The organism is Pseudosulfitobacter pseudonitzschiae, from assembly GCF_002222635.1.
Taxonomy (GTDB): Bacteria; Pseudomonadota; Alphaproteobacteria; order Rhodobacterales; family Rhodobacteraceae; genus Pseudosulfitobacter; species Pseudosulfitobacter pseudonitzschiae_A.
In genome coordinates, this window is the sequence record NZ_CP022415.1 from 1929674 (window position 1) to 1954408 (window position 24735).

Annotated in this window: 18 protein-coding genes; 6 read left to right on the forward strand and 12 right to left on the reverse strand. The window is 60.4% G+C overall.

The window, feature by feature from the left end; genetic code table 11:
* Positions 1-58: 58 nt before the first annotated feature.
* The 5 genes from SULPSESMR1_RS09360 to SULPSESMR1_RS09380 form a co-directional block, all read right to left on the reverse strand.
* Positions 59-1222: a M20 aminoacylase family protein gene (locus SULPSESMR1_RS09360; RefSeq protein ID WP_089420567.1), complete on the reverse strand. Its 1164-nt coding sequence runs from the start codon at positions 1220-1222 to the stop codon at positions 59-61.
* Positions 1223-1262: 40 nt separating this feature from the next.
* Entirely contained in the window at positions 1263-2429 is a 1167-nt protein-coding gene (locus SULPSESMR1_RS09365; protein WP_089420568.1) for a M20 aminoacylase family protein, read from the reverse strand.
* 29 nt (positions 2430-2458) lie between these two features.
* Complete coding sequence (locus SULPSESMR1_RS09370) at positions 2459-3802, reverse strand: NAD(P)/FAD-dependent oxidoreductase (RefSeq protein ID WP_089420569.1); 1344 nt, start codon at positions 3800-3802, stop codon at positions 2459-2461.
* Positions 3803-3948: 146 nt separating this feature from the next.
* Positions 3949-5112, reverse strand: coding sequence for an acetylornithine deacetylase (gene argE / locus SULPSESMR1_RS09375; protein ID WP_089420570.1), 1164 nt, complete (start codon positions 5110-5112; stop codon positions 3949-3951).
* Between the two features lies 1 nt (position 5113).
* The gene (locus SULPSESMR1_RS09380) at positions 5114-6949 is read right to left on the reverse strand and encodes an ABC transporter ATP-binding protein (protein ID WP_089420571.1); all 1836 of its coding nucleotides are present in this window, start codon (positions 6947-6949) and stop codon (positions 5114-5116) included.
* 276 nt (positions 6950-7225) lie between these two features.
* On the opposite strand from SULPSESMR1_RS09380, the gene SULPSESMR1_RS09385 reads away from it, so the two are divergent.
* The 3 genes from SULPSESMR1_RS09385 (at position 7226) to SULPSESMR1_RS09395 (ending at position 11085) form a co-directional block, all read left to right on the forward strand.
* Positions 7226-8944 carry a peptide ABC transporter substrate-binding protein gene (locus SULPSESMR1_RS09385; RefSeq protein WP_089420572.1) on the forward strand — a complete coding sequence of 573 codons (1719 nt, stop codon included), beginning with the start codon at positions 7226-7228 and terminating at the stop codon, positions 8942-8944.
* A 109-nt stretch (positions 8945-9053) separates the two neighbouring features.
* On the forward strand, positions 9054-10091 hold the full coding sequence (locus SULPSESMR1_RS09390) for an ABC transporter permease (RefSeq protein ID WP_089420573.1): 1038 nt from the start codon (positions 9054-9056) through the stop codon (positions 10089-10091).
* On the forward strand, positions 10084-11085 hold the full coding sequence (locus SULPSESMR1_RS09395) for an ABC transporter permease (RefSeq protein ID WP_089420574.1): 1002 nt from the start codon (positions 10084-10086) through the stop codon (positions 11083-11085). The genes SULPSESMR1_RS09390 and SULPSESMR1_RS09395 overlap by 8 nt, the downstream gene beginning before the upstream one ends.
* Here the strand turns inward: SULPSESMR1_RS09395 and SULPSESMR1_RS09400 are convergent.
* The 4 genes from SULPSESMR1_RS09400 to SULPSESMR1_RS09415 all read right to left on the reverse strand — a co-directional run bounded on the left by SULPSESMR1_RS09400 (position 11031) and on the right by SULPSESMR1_RS09415 (position 16614).
* Complete coding sequence (locus SULPSESMR1_RS09400; protein ID WP_157728995.1) at positions 11031-12008, reverse strand: hypothetical protein; 978 nt, start codon at positions 12006-12008, stop codon at positions 11031-11033. The genes SULPSESMR1_RS09395 and SULPSESMR1_RS09400 overlap by 55 nt on opposite strands.
* 107 nt (positions 12009-12115) lie before the next feature.
* Complete coding sequence (locus SULPSESMR1_RS09405) at positions 12116-13393, reverse strand: DUF3422 family protein (protein ID WP_089420576.1); 1278 nt, start codon at positions 13391-13393, stop codon at positions 12116-12118.
* A gap of 196 nt (positions 13394-13589) precedes the next feature.
* Complete coding sequence (locus SULPSESMR1_RS09410; RefSeq protein ID WP_089420577.1) at positions 13590-15026, reverse strand: NAD(P)(+) transhydrogenase (Re/Si-specific) subunit beta; 1437 nt, start codon at positions 15024-15026, stop codon at positions 13590-13592.
* Positions 15027-15039: 13 nt separating this feature from the next.
* Positions 15040-16614 (reverse strand): Re/Si-specific NAD(P)(+) transhydrogenase subunit alpha, encoded by a 1575-nt coding sequence (locus SULPSESMR1_RS09415; RefSeq protein ID WP_089420578.1) that lies wholly within the window; start codon positions 16612-16614, stop codon positions 15040-15042.
* Positions 16615-16880: 266 nt separating this feature from the next.
* Here SULPSESMR1_RS09415 and SULPSESMR1_RS09420 point away from each other — a divergent pair, with 266 nt between their 5' ends.
* A complete protein-coding gene (locus SULPSESMR1_RS09420; RefSeq protein WP_089420579.1) occupies positions 16881-17387 on the forward strand; it encodes an REP-associated tyrosine transposase in 507 nt (168 codons plus the stop codon).
* Between the two features lie 12 nt (positions 17388-17399).
* On the opposite strand, the gene SULPSESMR1_RS09425 is transcribed toward SULPSESMR1_RS09420, so the two are convergent.
* The 3 genes from SULPSESMR1_RS09425 to SULPSESMR1_RS09435 all read right to left on the reverse strand — a co-directional run bounded on the left by SULPSESMR1_RS09425 (position 17400) and on the right by SULPSESMR1_RS09435 (position 20931).
* Positions 17400-18176, reverse strand: a complete 777-nt coding sequence (locus SULPSESMR1_RS09425) for a gamma-glutamyl-gamma-aminobutyrate hydrolase family protein (RefSeq protein ID WP_089420580.1) — start codon at positions 18174-18176, stop codon at positions 17400-17402.
* A 93-nt stretch (positions 18177-18269) separates the two neighbouring features.
* Positions 18270-18695 (reverse strand): GlcG/HbpS family heme-binding protein, encoded by a 426-nt coding sequence (locus SULPSESMR1_RS09430; protein WP_089420581.1) that lies wholly within the window; start codon positions 18693-18695, stop codon positions 18270-18272.
* Between the two features lie 76 nt (positions 18696-18771).
* Entirely contained in the window at positions 18772-20931 is a 2160-nt protein-coding gene (locus SULPSESMR1_RS09435) for a malate synthase G (RefSeq protein ID WP_089420582.1), read from the reverse strand.
* 502 nt (positions 20932-21433) lie between these two features.
* Here SULPSESMR1_RS09435 and pepN point away from each other — a divergent pair.
* Positions 21434-23977, forward strand: coding sequence for an aminopeptidase N (gene pepN / locus SULPSESMR1_RS09445; protein ID WP_089420584.1), 2544 nt, complete (start codon positions 21434-21436; stop codon positions 23975-23977).
* 8 nt (positions 23978-23985) lie between these two features.
* Entirely contained in the window at positions 23986-24735 is a 750-nt protein-coding gene (locus tag SULPSESMR1_RS09450) for an SDR family oxidoreductase (protein ID WP_089420585.1), read from the forward strand.

Genomic DNA, 24735 nt, shown 5'->3' on the forward strand with positions numbered 1-24735 from the left:
GGAAATATCCCGGGGGAGGCCGCAGGCCGGGGGCAGCGCCCCCGACTCCGCCCGACAGTCAGGCCGCAGGCATCCGCTGTTCGACGATGCCCGCCCACCATGAACAACCCGCCGGAATAGCATCGTCGTTAAAATTGTACTCGGGGTGGTGCACCATTGCGCCTTCGCCGTTGCCCACCAGAATATAGGCTCCCGGACGCTCTTCGAGCATAAAGGCAAAGTCCTCTCCGCCCATGACCAGCGGCGCGTCATCACAGCCGCCCGAAACCGACCGCGCCACGTCGGCGGCAAATTCGGTCTGCGCCTCGTGGTTGGCCATCACCGGATAGCCGCGGTGGTAATCCACATCCGCAACACCGCCGAATGTGGCGCCAATGCCTTTGGCAATCGCCTTGATCCGCGCCTCGGCCAGATCGCGCATTTCAGTGCTCATGGTCCGCACAGTACCCTTGATGTGTACCTTTTGCGGGATCACGTTATAGGCCTTGGACGAGGTTTCGAACGAGGTGACCGACACCACCACCTGATCCACGGGATCGGCATTGCGGCTGGCGATAGTTTGCATCGCCAGCACCAGTTGCGATGCCATCACTGTTGTATCCACGGTGTCATGCGGTTTTGCCGCGTGGCCGCCACGGCCTTCGACATAAATGTCGAACTGGTCGGTTGCCGCAAAGAATGCCCCCGAACGGATCGCGAACTGCCCAGTGGGCAGGCCGGGCCAGTTGTGCATCCCGTACACTTCCTGCACGCCCCAACGCTCCATCATGCCGTCGTCGCACATTTCCTTGCCACCGCCGCCGCCTTCTTCGGCGGGTTGAAAGATCAGCACAACGGTGCCGTCGAAATTGCGGGTCTCGGCCAGATACTGCGCCGCCCCCAGCAGCATCGCGGTGTGGCCGTCGTGGCCACAGGCATGCATCGCGCCATCGGTCTTGGAGGCATACTCAAGCCCCGTCTGTTCAAGAATCGGCAGCGCGTCCATGTCGGCACGCAGGCCGATGACTTTGCCCGAGGTATCTGTTTTCCCCTTGATCACACCCACAACACCGGTGCGCCCGATGCCGGTGACGATCTCGTCGCAGCCAAAGGCTTTCAGTTTGTCCGCCACCAGCGCACTGGTGCGATGCGTATCGAACAGGATTTCGGGATGTTCGTGCATATCACGGCGCCAGGCGGTGATGTCGCTGTGCAATTCTGCAAATCGGTTTTTAACGGGCATGGTTTGTCTTTCCTTCTTGGTAGGTTCGGGGCGTCAGGTTTCAGGCCTGCGCCATCCGTTGTTCGACAATCTCGGCAAACCAGCTGCATCCTGCGGGGATCGCCTCGTCGTCGAAGTTGTATTCGGGGTGGTGGACCATCGCGCCTTCGCCATTGCCCACCAGAATATAGGCGCCGGGACGGGCGTTCAACATAAAGGCAAAGTCTTCGGCGGCCATAACGGGCGGGATGTTATCTGCCACATCCCCCGCAACGGCGCGGGCAGCCGCGATGGCATATTCGGTGTTGCTTTCGGCATTTACAGTGACGGGATAGCCCACGACATAATCCACCTCGGCCACGCAGCCATAGGCCTGAGCGGTGGCAGTCGCAATCGCCTGCACGCGCTCTTGCGCCATGGCACGCACCGCTTCGTCCAGCGCGCGCACGGTGCCCTTCATGGTGGTCGCCTGCGGGATCACGTTGCTGACGTGGCTGTCGGAATGCAGCGCACCCACTGTCACCACAACCGACGACAGCGGATTCGCGTTCCGACTGGCTATGCTTTGCAGCGCCACGATGACGTGGGCGGCGGCAAGGTTGGGGTCAATCGCCTCGTGCGGGCTGGCGGCATGGCCGCCCTTGCCCACGACGCGAATGGTGAATTCGTCGGCGCTGGCCAACAGCGGGCCGGAACGGATGGCAAAGCTGCCGGTCGCCATGCCCGGCATATTGTGCATGCCATAGACCTCCTGGATGTTCCAACGGTCCATCAGACCGTCATTCACCATCTCGCGCCCGCCACCGCCGCCCTCTTCGGCGGGTTGAAAGATCAGCACAACGGTGCCGTCAAAATTGCGTGTCTCGGCCAGATATTGCGCCGCCCCCAACAGCATCGCAGTGTGGCCGTCATGGCCACAGGCGTGCATCTTGCCCGACACCGTCGACGCATATTCCAACCCCGTCGCCTCGACGATCGGCAGCGCGTCCATATCGGCGCGCAGGCCAATGACCTTGCCCGAGGTGTCTGTTTTGCCCTTGATCACACCCACAACGCCGGTTTTCCCGATGCCCGTCGTGATCTCGTCCACGCCAAAAGCCCGCAGCTTGTCTTCGACAAATTTTGCGGTTTCGTGCACATCGAACAGCAATTCGGGATGTGCATGCAGGTGGCGGCGCCACGCGGTGATGTCGCTGTGCATCTCGGCAAAACGGTTCTTGATCGGCATCTCGCGGTCTCCTTCGGGTATGACTCAGTTTAAATTCCGGGGCCAAGGGTCATGGCCGATCCGTCGCTGAAACGGGACAGGCGGAAGCGGTGCAAATCATGCCCCACCTTGTCGCCGGTGACCAGCGCCGCCAGCACCCGCCCCATACCGGGACCGATGCCAAAGCCGTGACCGCTCATTCCTGTGCCCACAGTCAGGCCGGGGATTGCCGCAACGCGGTCCACCACCGGTACGATGTCGGGCATGGTGTCGATCATTCCGGCCCAGGTTCTGGCTGGCTTCACCGTGCCCAGTCCGGGCATCATCTGTGCGAACTGGCGCAGCAGTTTGGCCGCCTTGCGCGTGTTCGGCGCGGGGTTCAGCACGCGCATCCGTTCGAACGGGCTGACATCATCATCGGCCCAGCTGCGCGGCGTACCCCATGCGTCGGGATACCCCGCAGGGGCGCGGGGCAACAGCCGCACGCCAAAGGGATCGGCACGCAATTGGGTTACATAGTGACGCAGGCTGCGAAAGGCATGCGGGCCCACGAACAATTCGGAAAATCCGCCTTGGGCTAGGGAATACCCGCCATCGGCGCGATGGCGGAACGCCACCTTGCTGTCTGTCGCCCCACCCTTATAGCCGGCGTCCATCGGTTTTGTCGCAACAACCGTCGCCCGCACGCTGAGTTGCGGGACAAAGATGCCATGACGCTGCAAGAACAGCGCGGACCATGCGCCGCCCGCCAGAACCACTTCGGGGGCTTTGATGCGGCCCTGTTCGGTGATGACCCCCGCGACCTTGCCGCCTTCGATGTCCAGCCCGCGCACAGCGCAGTCTTCAACCACCGTAGCACCTTCGCGCACCGCAATACCTGCCAGTGCGGGCACCGCGACCCACGGCTCGGCGCGCATGTCTTGCGCGGTATAAATCGCGCCGCTGTATGACCGCGACAGGTTCGGAATCAGCTTTGCCGTCTCGGCGCTGTCAAGCATGCGGCTGTCCAGCCCATACGCCTGCGCATGGTCAAGCCATGCCTCGTACCTGGTGTATTCCTTTTCGGTTTCAGCCAGATAGGTCACACCCTCTTGCCGCAATCCGATGTCTACATTGGTCTGTTGCGCCAGCGCGCGCCAATGATCGGCAGCTTCGAGAACGATGGGAATTTCGTCAGGGTCACGCCCCTGCACCCTGATCCAACCCCAGTTGCGGCTGGACTGTTCGGCGGCGATACGCCCCTTTTCCAACACGACAACGCGTTTGCCCGCGCGGGCCAGAAACAGGGCCGTGCAGACGCCGATAACACCGCCGCCAATTACCACAACATCCGTCTCTTTCGGGGCGGGTCCGGGCCACTGCGGTGGCGTATCCATGAAAGTAGGAAAGCTCATGCGGCGCACCCTACGCCTTGAATTGGCAGGTGCAAGATGCGGCGAAATTCTTTCGGAACTTCAGGCTGAATAGTGCTGCATTTTCCGGCATGTGTCAGAAAGCATCAAATGCAGATGTCCGACCACTGCAAATCAGGTGGCGGCACTCAGCCCAGCCGCGCCACCAGATCGCGCATGAATTGATGGCCCAGATCGAACTGTGCCACGGTGATGAATTCGTTGGGCTGGTGCGCCTGCGCAATATCGCCCGGCCCGCAGACCACGGCCGAATACCCTGCCGCCTGAAACTGCCCCGCTTCGGTGCCGTAACTGACCACATGGCCACCGTTGTCGCCGGTGATCTGGCGCACCAGCATTTCTGCTGCGCCTTCTTCTTCGGGTTTCAGCGGTGGCACGGCAAAGCGTTCGCTGATCTCGACGCGCGCGTCAGGGTGGACGGTTTGCATACGCGCCTCGATGGTGCGGACATGTTCAAAGTAGGATTCTTTCAGCGCCTTGGGGTCGTCGCCGGGCACGGCACGGAAATCCATCGAGAAATAGCAATCCTTGGCGGTGATGTTATGCGCGGTGCCGCCGCTGATCTGGCCCACATGCCATGTGGTGACGGGCGGTTCGAACATCGCCCCCAAGGCAGTAGGCGGATTGCCGAAATTCTCGGCATTGCGCTGGTTGGCGAAGTCGATGATTTTTGCACCCTCAAGTATTGCAGAGACGCCGGTGTGCAGCAGCGACGAATGCACCTCAAAGCCGATCACATGGGTGTCGAACCCCTGCCCGCCCTTATGGCCAGTTACCGCTTGCAGCATCGACGGTTCGCCCACGATCACCAGTTCGCCCTTGGGCAGGACCGGTTGCATCGCTTCGATCATCGGCGGCGCGCCGGTGCAGCCGATTTCTTCGTCAAAACTCAGCGCCAGTTGCAGCGGGCGTTTCACGTCGGCATAGTGCACCTCGACCAGCGCCCAGATCGCCAGCGCGTCAAAGCCCTTCATATCGCAGCAGCCGCGCCCGTAATATTTGCCGTCTTTCTCGGTAACCGTCCACGGGTCGCTGTCCCACGGCTGACCGTCGACCGGCACCACATCGGTATGGCCGGACAGCACAACCGCACCCTCGACCCACGGACCGACATGGGCAAAAAGCGCCGCCTTGTGCGGCTGGTCGGGATCGGGCCAGCGGTGCGCAGTGATGCCATGAGAGGTCAGATATTCCTCGACCCAGTCGATCAGCGGCAGATTGGTGTCACGCGACACGGTGGGAAAGCTGATGAGCTTGGTCATCAGCTGCAAGGGCGTAAGGCGTTCAGGCATGTCAGTATCCGCTGTCGGTGGTCAGAATTTTATGGCCGGGCGAAACTTCGCGGTATTCCGACGGCGCGGCAACATAATCCACTGGATGAATAGGCGACGGGATTGGTTTGAAATTCAGATCTTTTTCGTCTTTGCGCTGACGCGGGTCCGCGATTGGCACCGCTTTCATCAACGCTTGGGTATAGGGGTGCTGGGGGTTTTCAAACACGGCGCTGCGCGGGCCCATTTCGACGATGCGGCCCAGATACATCACGCCGACAAAATGGCTGACCCGTTCGACCACGGCCATGTCATGACTGATAAACAGGAACGACAGGTCCATCTCTTCTTGCAGTTCCATCATCAGGTTCAGCACCTGTGCCTGCACCGACACGTCCAAGGCGCTGACGGCCTCGTCTGCGATAATCAGCTTGGGGTTCAGCGCCAGCGCGCGTGCAATTGCGACCCGCTGGCGTTGCCCGCCTGACAGCTCGTGCGGATAGCGGCGCATGAAACTGCGCGGCAGCTCGACGCGATCGAACAGCATTTCGATTCGCTTGGTGCCCTCGTCGCCCTTGAACATGCCATAGTTGTGCATCGGTTCGGCCACCTGATCCGAAAGCTGCATCTGCGGGTTCAGGCTGGCGAACGGATCCTGAAAGATCATCTGCATGTCCAGCCGCGCGGTGCGCAGATCACGCTGGTTCAGCGCGATAATGTCCTTTTTGCCCAGCCTCACCTGCCCCGAGAGCGGTTCGACCAGACGCAGAATCGACCGCCCGGCGGTGGATTTACCGCAGCCCGATTCCCCCACAAGGCTGAGCGTCTGCCCCTTGTTGATGGTGAACGACAAATCCTCGACCGCGTGGACGTTGGCAACGGTACGGCGCAGCATACCGCCCTTGACAACGAAGCGTGTGGTCAGGTTGCGCACCTCCAGCAACACTTCGTTCTCTTCGCCAACAATCGGTTTGATCTCACCCTGAGCGCGGCCCAGCAGCTTCATCGGTTCGGGGTATTGTTTGCCCCTCATCTCGCCCAGCTTGGGCACAGCGGCCAGCAGCGCTTTGGTATAGGGGTGCTGGGGTGCCTCGAAGATGTCAGCGACGGGGCCTTCTTCCACCTTCTTGCCGCGGAACATCACAACGACGCGGTCGGCCATTTGTGCGACCACGGCCATGTCATGGGTGATAAACATCACCGCAGTGCCGGTTTCGCGTTTCAGACGGTCCATCAGCGCCAGAATCTCGGCCTGAATGGTCACATCCAGCGCGGTTGTCGGTTCGTCCGCAATCAGCAGGCGCGGCTCGCAGGCCAGTGCCATTGCAATCACGACGCGCTGGCGCATCCCGCCGGACAACTCGTGCGGGTATTGTTGCAATCGCCGCTCGGGTTCGGGAATACGGACCTGACGCATCAGTTCAAGCGCGCGGGCGGATGCCGCTTTTTTAGACATGCCCTTGTGCAGACGCAGCCCCTCGGTCAGTTGGCGGCCCACAGTGAAAACAGGGTTCAGGGCGGTCATCGGTTCCTGGAAGATCATGCCGATTTCATTGCCGCGAATGGTGCGCATCAGGCTTTGGTCGGCCTGCGCCAGATCAACCTGCGCGTGATCCTTGCGATCAAACAGCAGCTGGCCACCTGCGATCCGGCCCCCGCCGAATTCGACAAGACGCATCAAAGACAGCGAAGACACCGATTTGCCCGAACCGGATTCGCCCACCACGCATACGGTTTCGCCCGCGTTGATGGTAAAGGATACGTCCTCGACCCCCAATACGGGGCCGTCCTTGGTCTGGAATTCGACCTGCAATCCCCTGATGTCGGCAATTGGCCCTTCGGCCCCGTGATCCAGCATAACTTTCCCCGGCTGTTTTGACATGACGCTAAGACCATTGTTCGGGCACTGTCAAACCCATCCGGTTGATTGCACAATTATCAGGCATCTGCGGGGTTGCTTTTTCCGCCAAGTCTGTTTCGATGTGGCCATTCGTCTGGGGGACGCGCTAGAAAAGCCACTGTAATCGCTTGGTTACGCTGGGTAAATCCAATGCACCCACCGACGCTACACTGCGTGTGCCCGAAAAAGGGTCACGCCAAAGGCACAAAATATGTGTCCAACTAGGAGTATGTTATGAAACTCAAGACCCTAATGCTCGGCGCGGCCGCCAGCTTTGCCCTCGCTCCGATGGCAATGGCAGATGGCCACGAAGGCGAGCGCGGCCGCGACGGCGAGGTGAAAATCCTCTATTGGCAAGCGCCCTCGATTCTCAACCCGTTCCTGTCGGGCGGCACAAAGGACATCGAAGCGTCTTCGCTGGTTCTCGAACCGCTGGCGCGCTACAATGAAACCGGTGAAATGGTGCCCTTCCTTGCGGAAGAAGTACCGACAGTTGCCAACGGTGGCGTGTCCGAAGACCTGACAACCATCACATGGAAAATCAAAGAAGGCCTCGTCTGGTCCGATGGCACACCGGTGACATCCGCAGACGTGAAATTTACCGCAGAATACTGTATGCACCCAGAAGGCGGTTGCGCACAGGGCGCGTTCTTTGACGGTGTCGAAAACGTCGAAGCTGTGGACGATCTGACCGTCAAGGTCACGTTCAACCAGCCCAAACCGAATCCCTATGGTCCGTTTGTCGGTGGGCAATCCCCGATCATTCAGGCCGCGCAGTTCGCCGACTGCCTTGGCGCCAAAGCGCCCGAGTGCACCGACGCCAACTATAATCCGGTCGGCACCGGCCCGTTCAAGGTTGCTGAGTTCAAGCCCAACGACGTGATCCAGTACGAAGCGAACGAAAACTACCGTGAAGAGGGCAAACCTGCCTTTGCCACAGTCACTCTTAAAGGTGGCGGCGATGCGAACTCGGCCGGTCGTGCGGTTCTTGAAACCGGCGAATTCGACTATGCTTGGAACCTTCAACTGGCACCCGACGTCATCGCCAAAATGGAAGCCGCCGGTTACGGCAAGGCGATCACCGGTTTCGGCCCGCTTCTCGAACGTATCGAGATGAACCTGACCAACCCGTCGCCAGACCTGCCCGCGGAAACACGTTCGACCGTGGCAGAACCCCACCCGATTCTGAGCGATGTCAAAGTGCGCAAGGCGCTGTCGATGGCCATCGACCGTGAACTGCTGACCGAAGTGGGCTATGGCAAGGCCGGCGCGCCGACCTGTAACCTTGTGCCCGCACCTGCGATCTATGCTTCGGACAACACAGACTGCCTGACGCAAGACATCGAAGGCGCCAAGGCCCTGCTGGAAGAAGCCGGTTGGACCGACAGCAACGGTGACGGCGTGCGCGAAAAAGACGGCATGAAGCTGTCGCTGCTGTACCAGACATCGACCAACGCCGTCCGTCAGGACTTTCAGGCGCTGATCAAGGATTGGTGGAGCCAGATCGGTGTTGAAACCGAATTGCGTAACCTTGACGGTTCCGTGTTCTTTGGTGGTGATCCGGGTTCGCCCGACACATTCCAGAAATTCTATGCGGACGTGGAAATGTACGCCAACACCTTCAACGGCACAGACCCCCAGCAGTATCTGGCGGCCTATCGTTGCGGTGGCGAACCCAAACCATCCAGCCAGTGGCAGGGTGAGAACATCAACCGCTTCTGCGATCCGGCCTATGACGCCATGATCGACGAGTTGGGCCGCACCGGCGATCTGGACGAGCGTAGCGCGCTTGCCAAGAAGATGAACGACGTTCTGACCAAAGACACATATACCATTGTGCCGTTGGTCAATCGTGCGCGCGTCTCGGCAAAAGCCAATTCTTTGGGCGGTGTTGTGCTGAACGTCTGGGATTCCGAGCTGTGGAATGTTGGCGACTGGTATCGCACTAAATAATCCTTCATAAAGTTGATGTGTCCCCCTTTCTTCTTTAAGGGGGGCACAGCCTTCCGGCCCTGGGACAGGGTCGCAATAAACAAGACTGACGCACAAAGGCGCCGCACATATGATTACCTTTGCAATACGCCGGTTGATCCTCTCGATCCCGACGCTTTTGTTTATCAGCCTCGTGATTTTTCTTCTGCTGCAACTCGCCCCCGGTGACCCGATGGCGCAGGTGCCCCTCACGGTGCCGCCGGAAGTCAAAGAAAAGATGCGCATCGCGCTGGGGCTGGGTGAACCTCTCTATGTTCAATACTGGAAATGGATGGTCCAGTTTTTCTGGGTCGAGCCGATGGTCTTTGTCGACTGGCTGACCCGCGAAAGCACCCTGTTGGGCTGGTTGCCTGACACGTCGTTTTATGATGGTCGCCTGCGTATGTTGTCATGGCAGACCCGTGGTCCGGTGATGAATCTGGTGGTGCAATCCATGCCACAGACGATCTGGGTTGTCGGCATGGCCTATATCGTGGGCGTGCTGATTGCGCTGCCCATCGGCATCTATTCGGCCTATCGGCACTATTCGGTCTTTGACCAGACCGGCACATTCATCACCATGATCGGCTTTTCGATCCCGCCGTTCTTTACCGGCCCGCTGTTGATCGTGATCTTTGCGGTGCAGCTGGGCTGGCTGCCGTCCAACTACAATACCGTCCACGAGGTCACCAACTGGGAAACCTTTATCTACCAGTTGAAACAGATGGTTCTGCCGGTGATGGTACTGGCGTTGCAGACCACCGCACAAATCAGCCGCTATATGCGGTCGGCCATGCTGGACAATCTGGGGCAGGATTATGTGCGCACCGCCCGTGCCAAAGGTCTGCGCGAGGGCGTCGTGGTGATGGTTCACGTTCTGCGCAATTCGATGATCCCTGTGGTGACGGTGATTGCCCTTGGTATCCCCGCGATCTTTGGTGGCGCGATCATCACCGAGAACATCTTTGGCGTGAACGGCATCGGCTACCAGTTGCTGATCGCACTGTTTGCCAATGATATTCCCACTGTGATGACGCTGACCTTTATCTTCGCCATCCTGATCGTCATGTTCAACCTGATCGCCGATATCATGTACGGCGTGCTCGACCCGAGGATCCGCTATGACTGACCAACCCCTCGTGTCCGGCCCCGATCCGGAAATCGACGAATACGCACTTGGTGCATTGCAGGACAAAGGCCCCATCGCCCCTCCCCGCAGCCAGTGGCACGACGTCTGGCAACAGTTCAAACACCACAAAGGTGCGATGTTCGGCGGCGGCTTTTTGATTTTCATCACGCTTTTCGTGCTGATCGGCCCCTATATATGGACGCTGGACGCACAAAAGCTGGACATTCGCGCCAAGGACATGCGCCCGATCTGGACGCTGCTTTGGGACAGTGAGGCCAAGGCTGCGTGGGGCCATCCCTTTGGCACCGACCAGTTGGGCCGCGACCTGTTGGCCACCATGATCAAGGGTGGTCGCGCGTCGATGGCCGTGGGCTGGGCTGCGATGGTTCTGGCGCTGCTGATCGGCACCTTTGTCGGTGTCGTCGCCGGTTATTTCCGTCGTGCCGACTTCTGGCTGATGCGCTTTACCGATCTGGTTTTGTCGCTGCCGATCCTACCGCTGTTGCTGGTGGCCGTCACCCTGTTCCGCCAACCGCTGCGCGCCAACTTCGGCCCCGAAACGGGCATGTTCATCCTGATCGTCGGCGTGGTTGGCATTACCTCGTGGATGCAGACGGCGCGGATTGTGCGCGGTGACATTCTGGCGCTGAAAGAACGCGAATTCATTCTGGCGGCACGGTCCATCGGCACCAAAAATTCCAAGATTATCATGCGCCACCTGCTGCCCAACGTCATCTCGCCCATAACCGTCTCTGCGACACTGGGTCTGGCCACTGCGATCATCACCGAAAGCGCGTTGTCGTTTCTGGGCGTCGGCTTTCCATCGGACTTTCCCACATGGGGTAAGTTGCTGGCAGATGCGGTGCAACGGATGGAACAGTTTCCCGAGCGTGTGATGCTGCCCGGTGTGGCAATTTCGCTGACGGTGCTGTCGGTGAACTATCTGGGCGACGGGCTGCGCGATGCGCTGGATCCACGGATTCGCGGGCGCTGATCCGCAAGACCTGCGGTAACACCCAACTGGCGGGCCACACGGGCCGCCAGCAGCGGCACAGGGGTCGCATCCGGAAGGCTGCGGTAGCGTTTCAACACCTGCGCCGCCAGCGCTGGATGCTCCCGCGCAAGCAGCGCTTTGGCCAGTGCTTTATGATAGCTGCCCGAGGTTTTGCGCCGCTGCAAATGCGCGGCAAAACTTTCGGCGTCACCCTGCCCCTCGATTATCCCACGCATCAATGTGCTGAACCCGCCCATCCCTGCCAACTGGTGCGGAATCCGGTGCCCCATAAACGCACAGCGCAGCACCGTCAGCCGCTGCGCTGGCAGGCGCGCCACATGGGCCGTGTCCACTGCATGATAGGGGTCCACCAGCACCGCGGTGCTGCGGGCAAGCGTCAGGCAACTTGCCGCATCCAGATAGCGTGGATCGGTCCAGTCGCCGTATTTCTGCCCCGCCGGATAGCGCCGCTCGAAGGGGACAAGCCCCGCCAGCAATGTGGATTGCGGGCTGATGGCCACGACCCGCGCACCCGGCGCGGAGGCGACAAAGGTGCAGGCCGCAAAGCCGCCCATCGAACTGCCATAGAACACGACATCGTCGAACTGCAGGAAAAAGCATGTGTCGCGCAGCGCATCAAAGAAATCCAGAACTGCGCGCTGCCGATACCAGTCGTTGACCGGCCCCGCCATCAGCCCCAGATGCGACCAGCCTGCCGTTTCTGCCAGATCCCACGCCCACGGCCTGCGCGGCGGCGGTTTGAGTTGGGCATCCATCGTGTCAAAGCTGACCAAAAGCCGTGGACCGCGTGGCACAAAAACCGCGCGATGGCGCTGTAACGGGCGCATCCAGCCACCCTGTGCCACTGCGCTTTGCTGCGTTGCGCGAAAATGCCATGCCCTGCTGCCCATGTATCGGGGCATAGTGCGCAAGCCTTGGCATCTGTTTAAATCACCAGCGCAAAACCGTCTGAGACCGGCAGTTTTCGCGCCGGATTTTAGACGTATCTGCCGATCATTGACCGCAAGGTCTATTCTACGTGCCGCTTGATCCTGTGTAGCATCAGCCAGACCAACCCGATCACGGGCAGTGTCACGGCGGCTGTCATCATTCCCTTGCTGACCCCGAGGTGTTCCGCCAGCGGATACAAAAGATACCCCACCAAAGACACCGCGTAATAGCTGACCGCGACCACCGAAAGCCCCTCAACCGTGCGTTGCAGCCGCAGTTGCAGGTCCGAGCGGCGGTCCATACTGGCCAGAATCGCCTGATTCTGGGCCGAGCGCTCCACATCCACCTGCGTGCGCAACAATTCCGAAGCGCGAATGGCGCGGTTTGACATGGCATTCAGCCGTGCCTCGGCAGACCTTACCGTACGCATTGCAGGCTCATAGCGACGCATCATGAATTCGGCAAAGCTCTGACGCCCAAGAAACCGCGCCTCGCGCAATACGGCGATCCGTTCGGCCACCAGCGCCGCATAGGCCCCCGTCGCAGCAAAGCGATAGGCCGAGCGCGCGCCTTGCTGTTCTAGCGCCACAGAGACATCCAGCAGCGCATGCAGTGTTTCTTCGGCGCGGGCATCGGGGCTGCGCATCGCTTCGGTCAGGTCGTTCAGTTGTGTGTCCAGCCGGTTCAACTGCCCCGCCAGTTCGCGGGCTTTGGCGAAACCCAAAAGCGACATGGATTTATAGGTTTCAATCTCGCACAACCGCTGCACGATCCGGCCCACACGCCCCGGGCCGGTGGTTGCGCTGACATAGACCGCAAACCGCATGTGCCCCGCCGGATCAATGCGAAAATCCGATGCCACCACGGCAGAGCCATCCAGCACATCCGCCACCGCGATACTTTCGGTCACAAGCCAGTTGTCCAGTTGCGGCACGATCTGGCCGTCATCCTCGGGGCGCGGCATGACCCGAAACAGGGCCGAGGTGATGCGCGCACCGGGCACGGAGTCTTGCCAGTGGGCGGGGAAAACTTCGAATTCGGCAGGGTCAAAGGGGCGGTCGCTCAGCCCCGTCTGGAACACCGTATAGGTGACAAATTCGGTGTGCTGCTCCCATTTGATGGAATATTTGCCCATCGGTCCCACATAATGCGTCGCCCCCGGATCGGGACGCGGCGCGCCGTAGTGGTCCAGCAATGCCGTTAGCTGCGCCAAAGCGGCTGCACGATCGGTGTCGTCAGGGCTGTGCTTGATCGCCAGATAGGCCGCCATCGCAGGCGCATTCAGCACCGGAAAGGGCCGCGCGTGCAGTTCGGACGTCAGGCGGTGACGCAAGGGGTGGTCGATCACTGGAGGCATGGTCCGGCCCTGTTGATGTCTACTGGCAGAGACATTTAACGGGATCATAGGCAAAAAGATAGTAAAAACACAGTAATATCAAAGCATTATGGAATACATATGTATACCGGACGACCTGCCGCCCTTTTGACTTGGCGCGCAAAGCAAAAAGGCAGGCCTCGACGGGCCTGCCTTTTGTTGTTCACTTTCAATGCGATCAGTCGATCATCGGCAGCAGTTTGTCGATCGACGCCTTGGCATCGCCATAGAACATGCGCGTGTTTTCCTTGAAGAACAGCGGGTTCTCGATACCCGAATAGCCGGTGCCCTGACCGCGTTTCGACACAAAGACTTGCTTGGCCTTCCAGCATTCCAGAACCGGCATGCCGGCGATGGGGCTGTTTGGGTCGTCCTGTGCAGCAGGATTCACGATGTCGTTCGACCCGATCACGATGGCAACATCCGTATCGGGGAAGTCTTCGTTGATCTCGTCCATCTCCAACACGATGTCATAGGGCACTTTTGCCTCGGCCAGCAGCACGTTCATGTGCCCCGGCAGACGCCCCGCGACGGGGTGAATGGCGAAACGCACGGTTTTGCCTGCTGCGCGCAGTTTGCGCGTCAGTTCCGCCACGCCTTGCTGCGCTTGCGCCACAGCCATGCCATAACCGGGGATGATGACGATGCTGTCGGCCTCATTCAAGGCCACAGCCACGCCATCCGCCTCGATTGCGATCTGCTCGCCTTCAACTTCCATCTGCGGACCGGTGGTGCCGCCAAAGCCGCCAAGGATCACGCTTATAAACGAACGGTTCATCGCCTTGCACATGATATAGGACAGAATGGCACCCGAAGAGCCCACCAGCGCGCCGACCACGATCAGCAGATCATTCCCAAGGCTGAAGCCGATGGCCGCCGCCGCCCAGCCCGAATAGCTGTTCAGCATGGACACAACCACGGGCATATCCGCACCGCCGATGCCCATGATCAAGTGATAACCGATGAACAGCGCCGCCAATGTCATCAGGAACAGGGGCAAGAAGCCGCCCGCGTTGACATACCAGATCAGGCAGATCAGCGACAGGCCCGCCGCAGAAGCGTTCAACAGATGGCCCCCCGGCAGTTTGATCGCCTTCGAGTTCACGCGGCCCGCCAGCTTGCCATAGGCGATAACCGAACCGGTAAAGGTGACCGCACCGATAAAGATGCCCAGAAACAGTTCGACCTGAAGAATGTTGATCTCGACCGCTTCTTTCTTGGCGATCAACTGGCCGAAGTTGCCCAGTTCCTTGACCGTACCGTCAGCAACCGCTGCCGCCACGTTGCCGACCTCGAAGTGGGCGATATAGCCTACAAAGACCGCCGCCAGACCCACCAGCGAATGCATGGCAGCCACCAGTTCGGGCATCTGCGTCATCTGCACCTTTGTCGCCAGCTGGTAGCCGATGGCCCCACCCGCTGCGATCAGCACCAGTGACAACAACCAGTAACCGGCACCCGGCCCGATCAGCGTGGCAAAGATTGCCAACGCCATACCGGCAATGCCGTACCACACCGCGCGCTTCGCGCTTTCCTGTCCCGACAAACCACCAAGGCTGAGGATGAAGAGAATGGCTGCGACCACATAGGCCGCTGTCGTAAATCCAAAATCCATTGTCTAAGCCCCTTTAAGATTTCTGGAACATGGCGAGCATACGCCGTGTCACAAGGAAGCCGCCGAAGATGTTGATGCCGGTAATAAAGACCGAAACCGCTGCCAGAACGACCACAAGGAACGACCCCGACCCGATCTGCACCAAGGCGCCCAGAATGATGATTGACGAGATTGCGTTGGTCACGGCCATCAGCGGTGTGTGCAGGCTGTGCGCGACGCCCCAAATAACTTGGAAACCAACAAAAACCGACAGAACAAACACGATAAAGTGCTGCATGAAGCTGGCAGGGGCCACAAGGCCCACGCCCAGCAGCAGCACCGCACCGACGACCAGCAAGGTCACCTGACTTTTGGTCTGCGCCTTGAACGCAGCGATTTCAGCCTCGCGTTTTTCGGCAGGTGTCAGTTCCTTGGTCGCTTGCTTTTTCGGAGCTGCCGCGATGGCGGCGACCTTGGGCGGCGGTGGCGGGAACGTCACTTTCTTGGCGTGGGTCACGGTTGCACCGCGGATCACGTCGTCTTCCATGTTGTGATTGATAACGCCATCCTTTTCCGGCGTCAGGTCTGTCATCATATGGCGGATGTTGGTCGCAAACAGGGTCGAGGCCTGTGTTGCCATCCGGCTGGGAAAATCGGTGTAGCCGATGATGGTCACGCCGTTGTCTGTCACGATCTTTTCGTCCATGACCGTCAGCTTGCAGTTGCCGCCGCGTTCAGCGGCAAGGTCCACAATGACCGAACCGGATTTCATGGCCGCAACCATGTCTTCGGTCCAAAGTTCGGGCGCTTCACGGTTGGGGATCAGCGCCGTGGTGATGACGATGTCCATCTCGGGGGCCAGTTCGCGGAACTTGGCCAGCTGAGCCTCGCGGAACTCGGGGCTGGAAACGGATGCGTACCCGCCCGAGGCCGAGCCGTCCTGCTGTTCTTCTTCAAAGTCCAGATAGACAAATTCGGCGCCCATGGATTCGATTTGTTCGGCCACTTCGGGCCGCACGTCAAAGGCGTAGGTGATCGCGCCCAGCGACGTGGACGTGCCCACGGCAGCCAGACCGGCCACACCGGCCCCCACAACCAGAACCTTGGCCGGGGGCACCTTGCCCGCCGCCGTGATCTGTCCGGTAAAGAAACGGCCAAAGTTGTTGCCCGCTTCGATCACCGCGCGGTAGCCCGCGATATTGGCCATCGACGACAAAACGTCCATCTTCTGCGCACGGCTGATGCGCGGCACCATGTCCATCGCAACAACGGTGCTGCCTTTTTTGGCAGCCGCTTCCAGAAATTCGGCATTGGCACCGGGATTGATAAGGGAGATCAGCGTCTGGTCCGCACGCAGACGTTTCACCTCGACCTCTTCGGGTGCGCGCACTTTGGCAACGACATCCGCCGCCTTCCACAGGGCCGCTGCCGTTTTGGCAATCTCGACGCCCGCGGCCTTGTAATCGGCGTCGGCAAAGCCGGCCTCGATCCCTGCGCCCGTTTCAACAATGCACGTATGCCCGAGTTTTTGCAGCATCAGCGCGCTGTCGGGTGTCATTGCAACCCGGCGTTCGCCCGTGAAGATTTCCTTTGGTGTTCCGATTTTCACCGCGCACCCCCCGTTTGATTCCAAATCCGCCGTCTTGACGACGGTTAACGACAACTTGACTAGCTTGCAGCGTCCACAGTTACAAGCAGCGACGCTGCGGCGCAGAGCAATAAGTGCAAAGAAAAATCATGCATCGCGCATCTTTCATACGCACTTCCCTTACGGCAGTTTATCCGATCGCTCTGTGTGGCCGCCGCTGACAGGCCAGAGTGCAAATATACTGGGGGTTCACGCATCATTAACACTGTGGCCTATAGGCTGGTGGCATGATTGAAGCACCCAGCCAGATGACACCCGAAAGCGTCTTTTTCTTTACTGTCCGCCTGCAAGACAGGCGTTCGGACCTGTTGGTGCGCGAAGTGAACCGGTTGCGCCACGCAACGCGCGCGGCGCTTGCGGCGCATCCGTTCCGGATTGACGACATCGTGGTTATGCCAAATGCCATCCACACCATCTGGACCTTGCCTGCGGGCGATGCCGATGTATCGACCCGATGGCGCGTCCTGAAATCGCAATTCTCGCGCGGGTTGCCTGCACCGGCGCACTGCCGTCCTGCCAGCTTGCGCAGCGAGAACAAAGGGGTATGGCAGCGCCGGTTCTGGGCGCACCGCCTGACAGACGCAGATGACGTTGCAGCCCATCGCCACCTGATCTATGTCGCACCGGTGCAGGCGGGCCTTGTCAGCGATGCGTGCAAGTGGCCACACACCTCGTTGCACCGCGCCTTGGGTGCCGGCACATGGACCTTGCCGCTGCAGGCAACAGCGGCCTGACAATTCGAAAGCTCAGGCGGTCTTTAACGCCGGGCGTGTCTTGCCCGCTGCCCAGTCACGCAGCGCGTCCCCAAAGGCTCCGAACAGCACCTTCGACACGGGGTCCATTCGGGCGTTGTATTCGGGATGCCACTGCACCGACATGGTAAAGCCGGGCGCACCATCGATATACATCGCCTCGGGCGTGCCATCGGGGGCATAACCGTCGATCACCACACGGTTGCCTGCCATTTTGACGCCCTGACCGTGCAGCGTGTTGGTCATAACCGCCTGTTTGCCCAGCAGGCGGTGGAATGGCCCCCCTTGGGTAAAGCTGACCTCGTGGCGCAGGGCAAATTTTTCTTCCAGCGTGCCATCGGGGGGCATCCGGTGATTGGTGCGTCCGGGTAGATCGCGAATTTCAGGGTAAAGACTGCCGCCCATTGCCACGTTCACTTCCTGAAACCCGCGACAGACGCCGAAAAACGGCTGTCCGCGCTCGACGCAGGCGCGAATCAACGGCAGCGTCACCGCATCACGCGCGCGGTCAAAATCGCCGTGCGCTGCAGTGGCTTCTTCGCCGTATTCCTCGGGGTGGACGTTGGGCCGCCCGCCGGTGAACAAAAAGCCGTCGCAAACTTCCAGCAGTTCTTCGGCGGTGTTCAACGCAGGATCAGCGGCCACCAATAGAGGAATTGCGCCCGACACTTCCGCAATGGCAGAGGTATTCATCATGCCACCGGCGTGTACCTTGTAATCGTCACCGATCACATGGGCGTTGCTGATAATTCCGACAACCGGACGTGCCATAAAGGGCCTCTCTCGCTTGCGTCACCTGTTCCAGACCATATACCGCAGGCCAAAGCGATTGCCCAGCCTGACGCGCCGTCCTGCAACCAAAGCCTAGATTTCGCCCACCAAAGCAGCAGCTTCGATGCCCGCCATCGCCACAGCCGCGTCATTGTCCGAGGTGTCGCCGGTTACGCCGACCGCGCCCACAACCTTGCCCGTCTTGTTGCGCAGCAGCACACCCCCCGGCACTGGCACGACCTGACCGCCAAAAACGCCGTTCACGGCCGCCATGAAATAGGCCTGATCCTCGGCCCGCTGCATCTGTTTGGTGCCGCCCATGCCCAGCATCACGGTGCCATATGCCTTGCCGTGGGCAATGGCGAACCTGCCCGGAGGCGCGCCATCGCTGCGCTCGAACGCCACCACATGACCGCCCGCATCTACCACCACCACAGAAAGTGGTTTCAGTTCCATCTCGCGGCCTTTGGTCAGGGCGTGACGAATGATCTTTCTTGCTTGGCTCAGGGTCACCGACATCGGTCCCTCCTTATAATGTGGTTCAAAAATCCTTGCGGCACGGGCACGGCGGACAGTTCCCCTGCCGCACGCGCCCTCAGGCCTGCGCCTTCAACTCAAGCCGCCGCGCGTGCAACACAGGTTCGGTATAGCCCGAAGGCTGCAGGCGCCCTTTCAGCACCAGATCACAGGCCGCAGCAAAGGCCACGCCGTCAAACCCCGGTGCCATCGGCGTATAGGACGCATCACCGGCATTCTGCTGGTCAACCACAGCCGCCATTTTGCGCAGGCCCGCCATCACCTGATCGTCGCTGATCACACCGTGGTGCAGCCAGTTGGCCAGCGCCTGCGCCGAGATGCGGCAGGTCGCGCGGTCTTCCATCAGGCCCACATCATTGATGTCGGGCACCTTGGAACAACCCACGCCCTGATCGACCCAGCGCACCACATAGCCAAGGATGCCTTGGGCGTTGTTCTCGATCTCGCGGGTGATTTCTTCGTCGCTCAGGTTGCGTCCGTCCATCACCGGAATGGTCAGCAAATCTTCCAGCGTGCCGCGTGCGCCGCCCGCCTTGATCTCGTCCTGTCGCGCCAGCACATCGACCTCGTGGTAATGGGTCGCGTGCAGCGTGGCAGCGGTGGGCGACGGCACCCAGGCGCAGTTGGCACCTGATTTCGGGTGGCCGATCTTGGCTTTTAGCATGTCAGCCATCAGGTCCGGCATCGCCCACATCCCCTTGCCGATCTGCGCGCGGCCCTGCAATCCGCAGGCCAGACCGATATCGACGTTGCGATCCTCATAGGATGCAATCCACGCGGCGGATTTCATCTCGCCCTTGGGCACCATTGGCCCTGCCTCCATCGAGGTATGGATTTCATCGCCTGTCCGGTCGAGGAAGCCGGTGTTGATAAACGCCACCCGCGATTTCGCGGCACGGATACATTCTGCAAGGTTGGCGGATGTGCGGCGTTCCTCGTCCATGATGCCCAGCTTGACCGTATTGGCAGACAGACCCAGCACCTTTTCGACGCGGGTGAATATCTCGTCGGCAAGGGCAACCTCTTCGGGCCCGTGCATCTTGGGTTTGACCACATAAACCGAGCCGGCGACCGAATTGCGCAGCCCGTAGGACTTTTTCAGATCGTGCATGGCGATCAGCGTGGTCACCATCGCATCCATCAACCCTTCGCTGATCTCGCGGCCTTCGGCATCGAGAATGGCGGGGTTGGTCATCAGGTGGCCCACGTTGCGGATCAACATCAAAGATCGCCCCTTGAGCGTGCCTGCACGGCCATTGGCAGCGGTAAAGGCAATGTCGTCCGCCATCTTGCGGGTCATCTGCTGGCCACCTTTTTCAAAGGTCTCTTGCAAGTCGCCGGTCATCAGGCCCAGCCAATTGCCATAGGCGACCACTTTGTCCTGCGCATCCACGGCCGCCACGCTGTCTTCGCAGTCCATGATTGTGGACATGGCTGATTCCAGTCGCACGTCCGATATGCCTGCGGGGTCGCTACCGCCGATGTCGGTGCTGCGGTCCAGCATGATCTGGACGTGCAGGCCGTTGTTGCGCAGCAGCACAAAGTCGGGCGCATCCGCATTGCCGCCGTAGCCCACAAAGCTGTCAGGTGTGGTCAACGTGGCGCTGCCGTCTGCGGTTGTCAGGGCAAGGCTGCCGTCTACGACGCCAAGACCGGAAACCGACGCCCATGCGCCGCCCGCCAATGGCACGGCCTTGTCCAGAAACCCCTTGGCCCAGTCGATCACCCGTGCGCCGCGCTTGGGATCATAACCTTTGCCCGCAGGCAGATCGCCCAGCGCATCCGTGCCATAAAGCGCATCATAAAGACTGCCCCACCGCGCATTCGCGGCGTTCAGCGCAAAACGGGCGTTGGTGATTGGCACCACCAGTTGCGGGCCGGGGATTTGTGCAATTTCGGGGTCCACGCCAGCGGTGTCGATCTGGAACGGCGCACCTTCTGGCACCAGATAGCCAATCTCGCGCAGAAACGCGGCATAGCTTTCGGCATCATGCGGCTGGCCACGGCGTTCCACATGCCAAGCGTCAATCTTTGCCTGAATCGCCGCGCGTTTGGCTAACATGTCGCGGGTTTTCGGGCCAAGATCGGCCACGATACCTGCAAAGCCTGCCCAAAAGGTGCTGGCATCCACGCCAGTCCCCACAAGCGCGCGATCTTCGACAAAGGCTGCCAGTTCGGGGGCAACGCTCAAACCGCTGCGATCCACGTAATTGGTCATGACACACTCCTGTATATTGCTGTATTGCGGCAAAGTTACGGCTTATTCCCGCAGCCGTAAACCTCCCTTGCGCAGGATTGGTAATATTACTTTACCAGTTCGCGGAGTTATTGAAGTGCCCGACAGGTTCAGACAAAAAAACCGGCTTCGCCTGTCGGGCGAAACCGGTATTTCGTGAAGTCCGATGGCGCGGCTGGCGGTGGTATCAGTCTGTTGCCGGCTGGGTGACTGCCGCAGGTTCTACGCTTGCCGCGTCATCCACATCATCCCCAAAGCCCCACATCAAGATTGCGACACATGCAACAACAGCCAGTGCGACCGCAGCTGCGATGCCCAACAATGAGGGCTTGTGATGTTTGGTTTGCTTTTCAATCTTTGTGTCGGATGCAGACATATCAATTCCTTTCGCTTGGCAAAATGGGCGGGTTGCCGCCCTAGCGTCATCCAATTAACGTCTGCGCCTACCGCTTTGTTCCACATCAGACCGACGACAGGACAGCCCATGCGCGATGCCGCCCCCCAAACGATCTACCTTGCCGACTACACGCCCTTTGGTTTTGACGTAGACGAGGTGCATCTGACGTTCGATCTGGCCCCTTCGGCCACCCATGTGCGCGCCCGTATCCGGTTCTCGCCCAATCCCGACGCCACCGACCGTACTTTTTTTCTGCACGGTGAAAACCTGACGCTGCTGGGGGCAAAAATCGACGGAGAGACGGTTAAGCCCAAAGTCACGCCCGAGGGGTTGACCTGCGACGTGCCGTCGATCCCGTTCACATGGGAAAGCCATGTGCAGATCGACCCCGCCGCCAACACAGCCCTTGAAGGCCTGTACCAGTCGGGTGGCATGTACTGCACCCAATGCGAGGCCGAAGGCTTTCGCAAGATCACCTACTACCCCGACCGCCCCGATGTCATGAGCACCTTTACCGTGCGCATCAACGGCCCGCATCCCGTGCTGTTGTCGAATGGCAACCTTGTATCATCGGGTGATGGCTGGGCCGAATGGCACGACCCGTGGCGCAAGCCTGCCTATCTGTTCGCGCTGGTCGCGGGCGATCTGGTCGCGCACCGCGACAGTTTTACCACGATGGAGGGCCGCACCGTCGATCTGGCGCTGTATGTGCGCCCCGGTGACGAGGGAAAATGCGCATTCGGCATGCAGGCGCTGAAGGACAGTATGGCATGGGATGAAAATGTGTACGGACGCGCCTATGATCTGGACGTGTTCAACATCGTTGCGGTGGATGATTTCAACATGGGCGCGATGGAGAACAAGGGGCTGAACATCTTCAACGCCTCTGCGGTTCTGGCCTCGCCCGAAACCTCGACGGACATGAATTTTGAACGGATCGAGGCGATCATCGCACACGAGTATTTCCACAACTGGACCGGCAACCGCATCACTTGCCGCGACTGGTTCCAGCTGTGCCTGAAAGAGGGGCTGACCGTCTTCCGTGACAGCCAGTTCACATCCGACATGCGCAGCGCGTCCGTCAAACGCATCGGCGACGTGATCGACCTGCGTGCCCGCCAGTTCCCCGAGGATCAGGGTCCGTTGGCCCACCCCGTGCGGCCCGAAAGCTTTCAGGAGATCAACAACTTCTACACAGCCACCGTCTATGAAAAGGGCGCCGAGGTGATCGGGATGCTGCGCACGTTGGTCGGGGCCGATGCCTACAAGCGCGCGCTGGATATGTATTTCGACCGTCACGATGGGCAGGCCTGCACCATCGAGGACTGGTTGCAGGTCTTCGAAGATGCCACAGGCCGCGATCTGGGCCAGTTCAAACGCTGGTACAATCAAGCCGGCACACCGCATCTGACCGTGACCGAAACGTACAAGAACGCGACCTATACGCTGACCTTTACCCAAAACACCCCACCCAGCGCCGCCACGCCCGATCCGCAACCGCTGGTGATTCCGGTTGCCGTGGGCTTGCTGGATGCAAGCGGCGTCGAGGTGATGGAGACTCAGGTGCTGGAGGTCACGGACGCCACGCAGAGCTTTGCCTTTGCGGGCCACAGTGCCAAGCCGACAGCTTCGATCCTGCGCAATTTTTCCGCGCCAGTGGTGTTGGAGTTTGACGCCGACCACGCGGCCCTGCTGGCCCATGACACAGACCCGTTCAACCGCTGGGAATCGGGGCGCGCGCTGGCGCTGGCGTCTTTGCTGGCCACGATCACCAAAGGCTCGGCGCCCGACAATGACTATCTACAAGGGATCGCCAGCATATTGCGTGACGACAGTCTTGATCCGGCCTATCGTGCGCTGATGCTGGGCCTGCCAGGGCAACCAGAACTGGCCGCCGCCCTGCACCGGCGCGGCGACACGCCCGACCCGCAGGCGATTTTCGACGCGGTGCGCGGCATGAAAGAGGCGCTGGCGCAAACGCTCAAGGACGATCTGCCGCGACTTTATGCCCGCCATCAGGTCACCGCATCCTATGCGCCCGATGCCGAACAATCGGGCACGCGCTCCCTTGGCAATGCCGCGCTGTCTTTGCTGACCCTGCTGGACAACGGCGACACAGCCCAGACGCAATACGACGCAGCCACCAACATGACGCAGCAACTGGCCGCCTTGGCCAACCTGATCCGCGCAGGCCGTGGCGATGCGGCGCTGGCAGATTTCGAAACGCAGTGGCAGGATGACCGTCTGGTCATGGACAAATGGTTCGCCCTGCAAGTGAGCGAAGCCAAGCCCGATGATGCCGCCGACACCGCCAAGGCGCTGACCCGTCACCGCGATTTCAACTGGAAGAACCCCAACCGGTTCCGCGCCACTCTGGGCGCGCTTGCCATGCACCACGCGGGCTTTCACGCTGCCGACGGATCGGGCTACGCGCTGCTGGCCGATTGGCTGATCAAGCTGGATCCGGTTAACCCGCAGACCACTGCGCGGATGTGTTCGGCCTTTCAGACATGGCGACGTTATGACCAGATCCGCCAGTCGTTGATGGCCAAAGAGCTGGACCGTATCGCGTCCACCCCCGACCTGAGCCGTGACACCACCGAAATGATCACCCGCATCCGCAACGCCTGAGGCTTAACATGAGCACACCCCGTCCCGTCTGTCTGATCACCGGTGCCTCGGCGGGCATCGGTGCCGCCTGCGCCGAACTGGCGGCGCGGCGCGGATACGACCTGTTGCTGACCTATCGTCGCGATGCCACCGGTGCCGCCGCGGTTCGTGCCAAGGCCGAAGCTGCCGGTGCCCGCGTGGTGCTGGTACAGGCCGACGTGGCAGAGCCTGCGGACATCGACCGCATCTTTGCCACGCTGGACGCAGATTTCGGACGGATCGACGCGCTGGTCAACAACGCAGGTGCCATCGACACCATCGCGCGCCTGACCGACATGGACCACGCCCGCCTGACCCGCATCTTTGCGGTCAATGTGATCGGCGCGATGCTGGTGGCCAAAGCTGCTGTGCAACGCATGGAGGCGCAGGGCAGCGGCGGCAACATCGTCAACATTTCGTCCGCTGCTGCGCGTCTGGGTTCGGGCGGGCAATTCGTGGACTATGCCGCCACCAAAGGGGCCATCGACACCTTTACCAAAGGCCTGTCAGACGAGGTTGCCCCAAACGGCATCCGCGTGAACGCCGTGCGTCCGGGCATCATCAAGACCGACATTCACGGCAAGGCCGGTGCGGCAGAACGGGTGGACGAACTGGGGCCGATGACGCCAATGCGCCGGTCGGGCAGCGCCGCCGAAGTGGCGGCATCGGTACTCTATCTGATGTCCGACGACGCCAGTTACGTAACGGGTACGTTTCTTGATGTAACGGGCGGTCGCTGA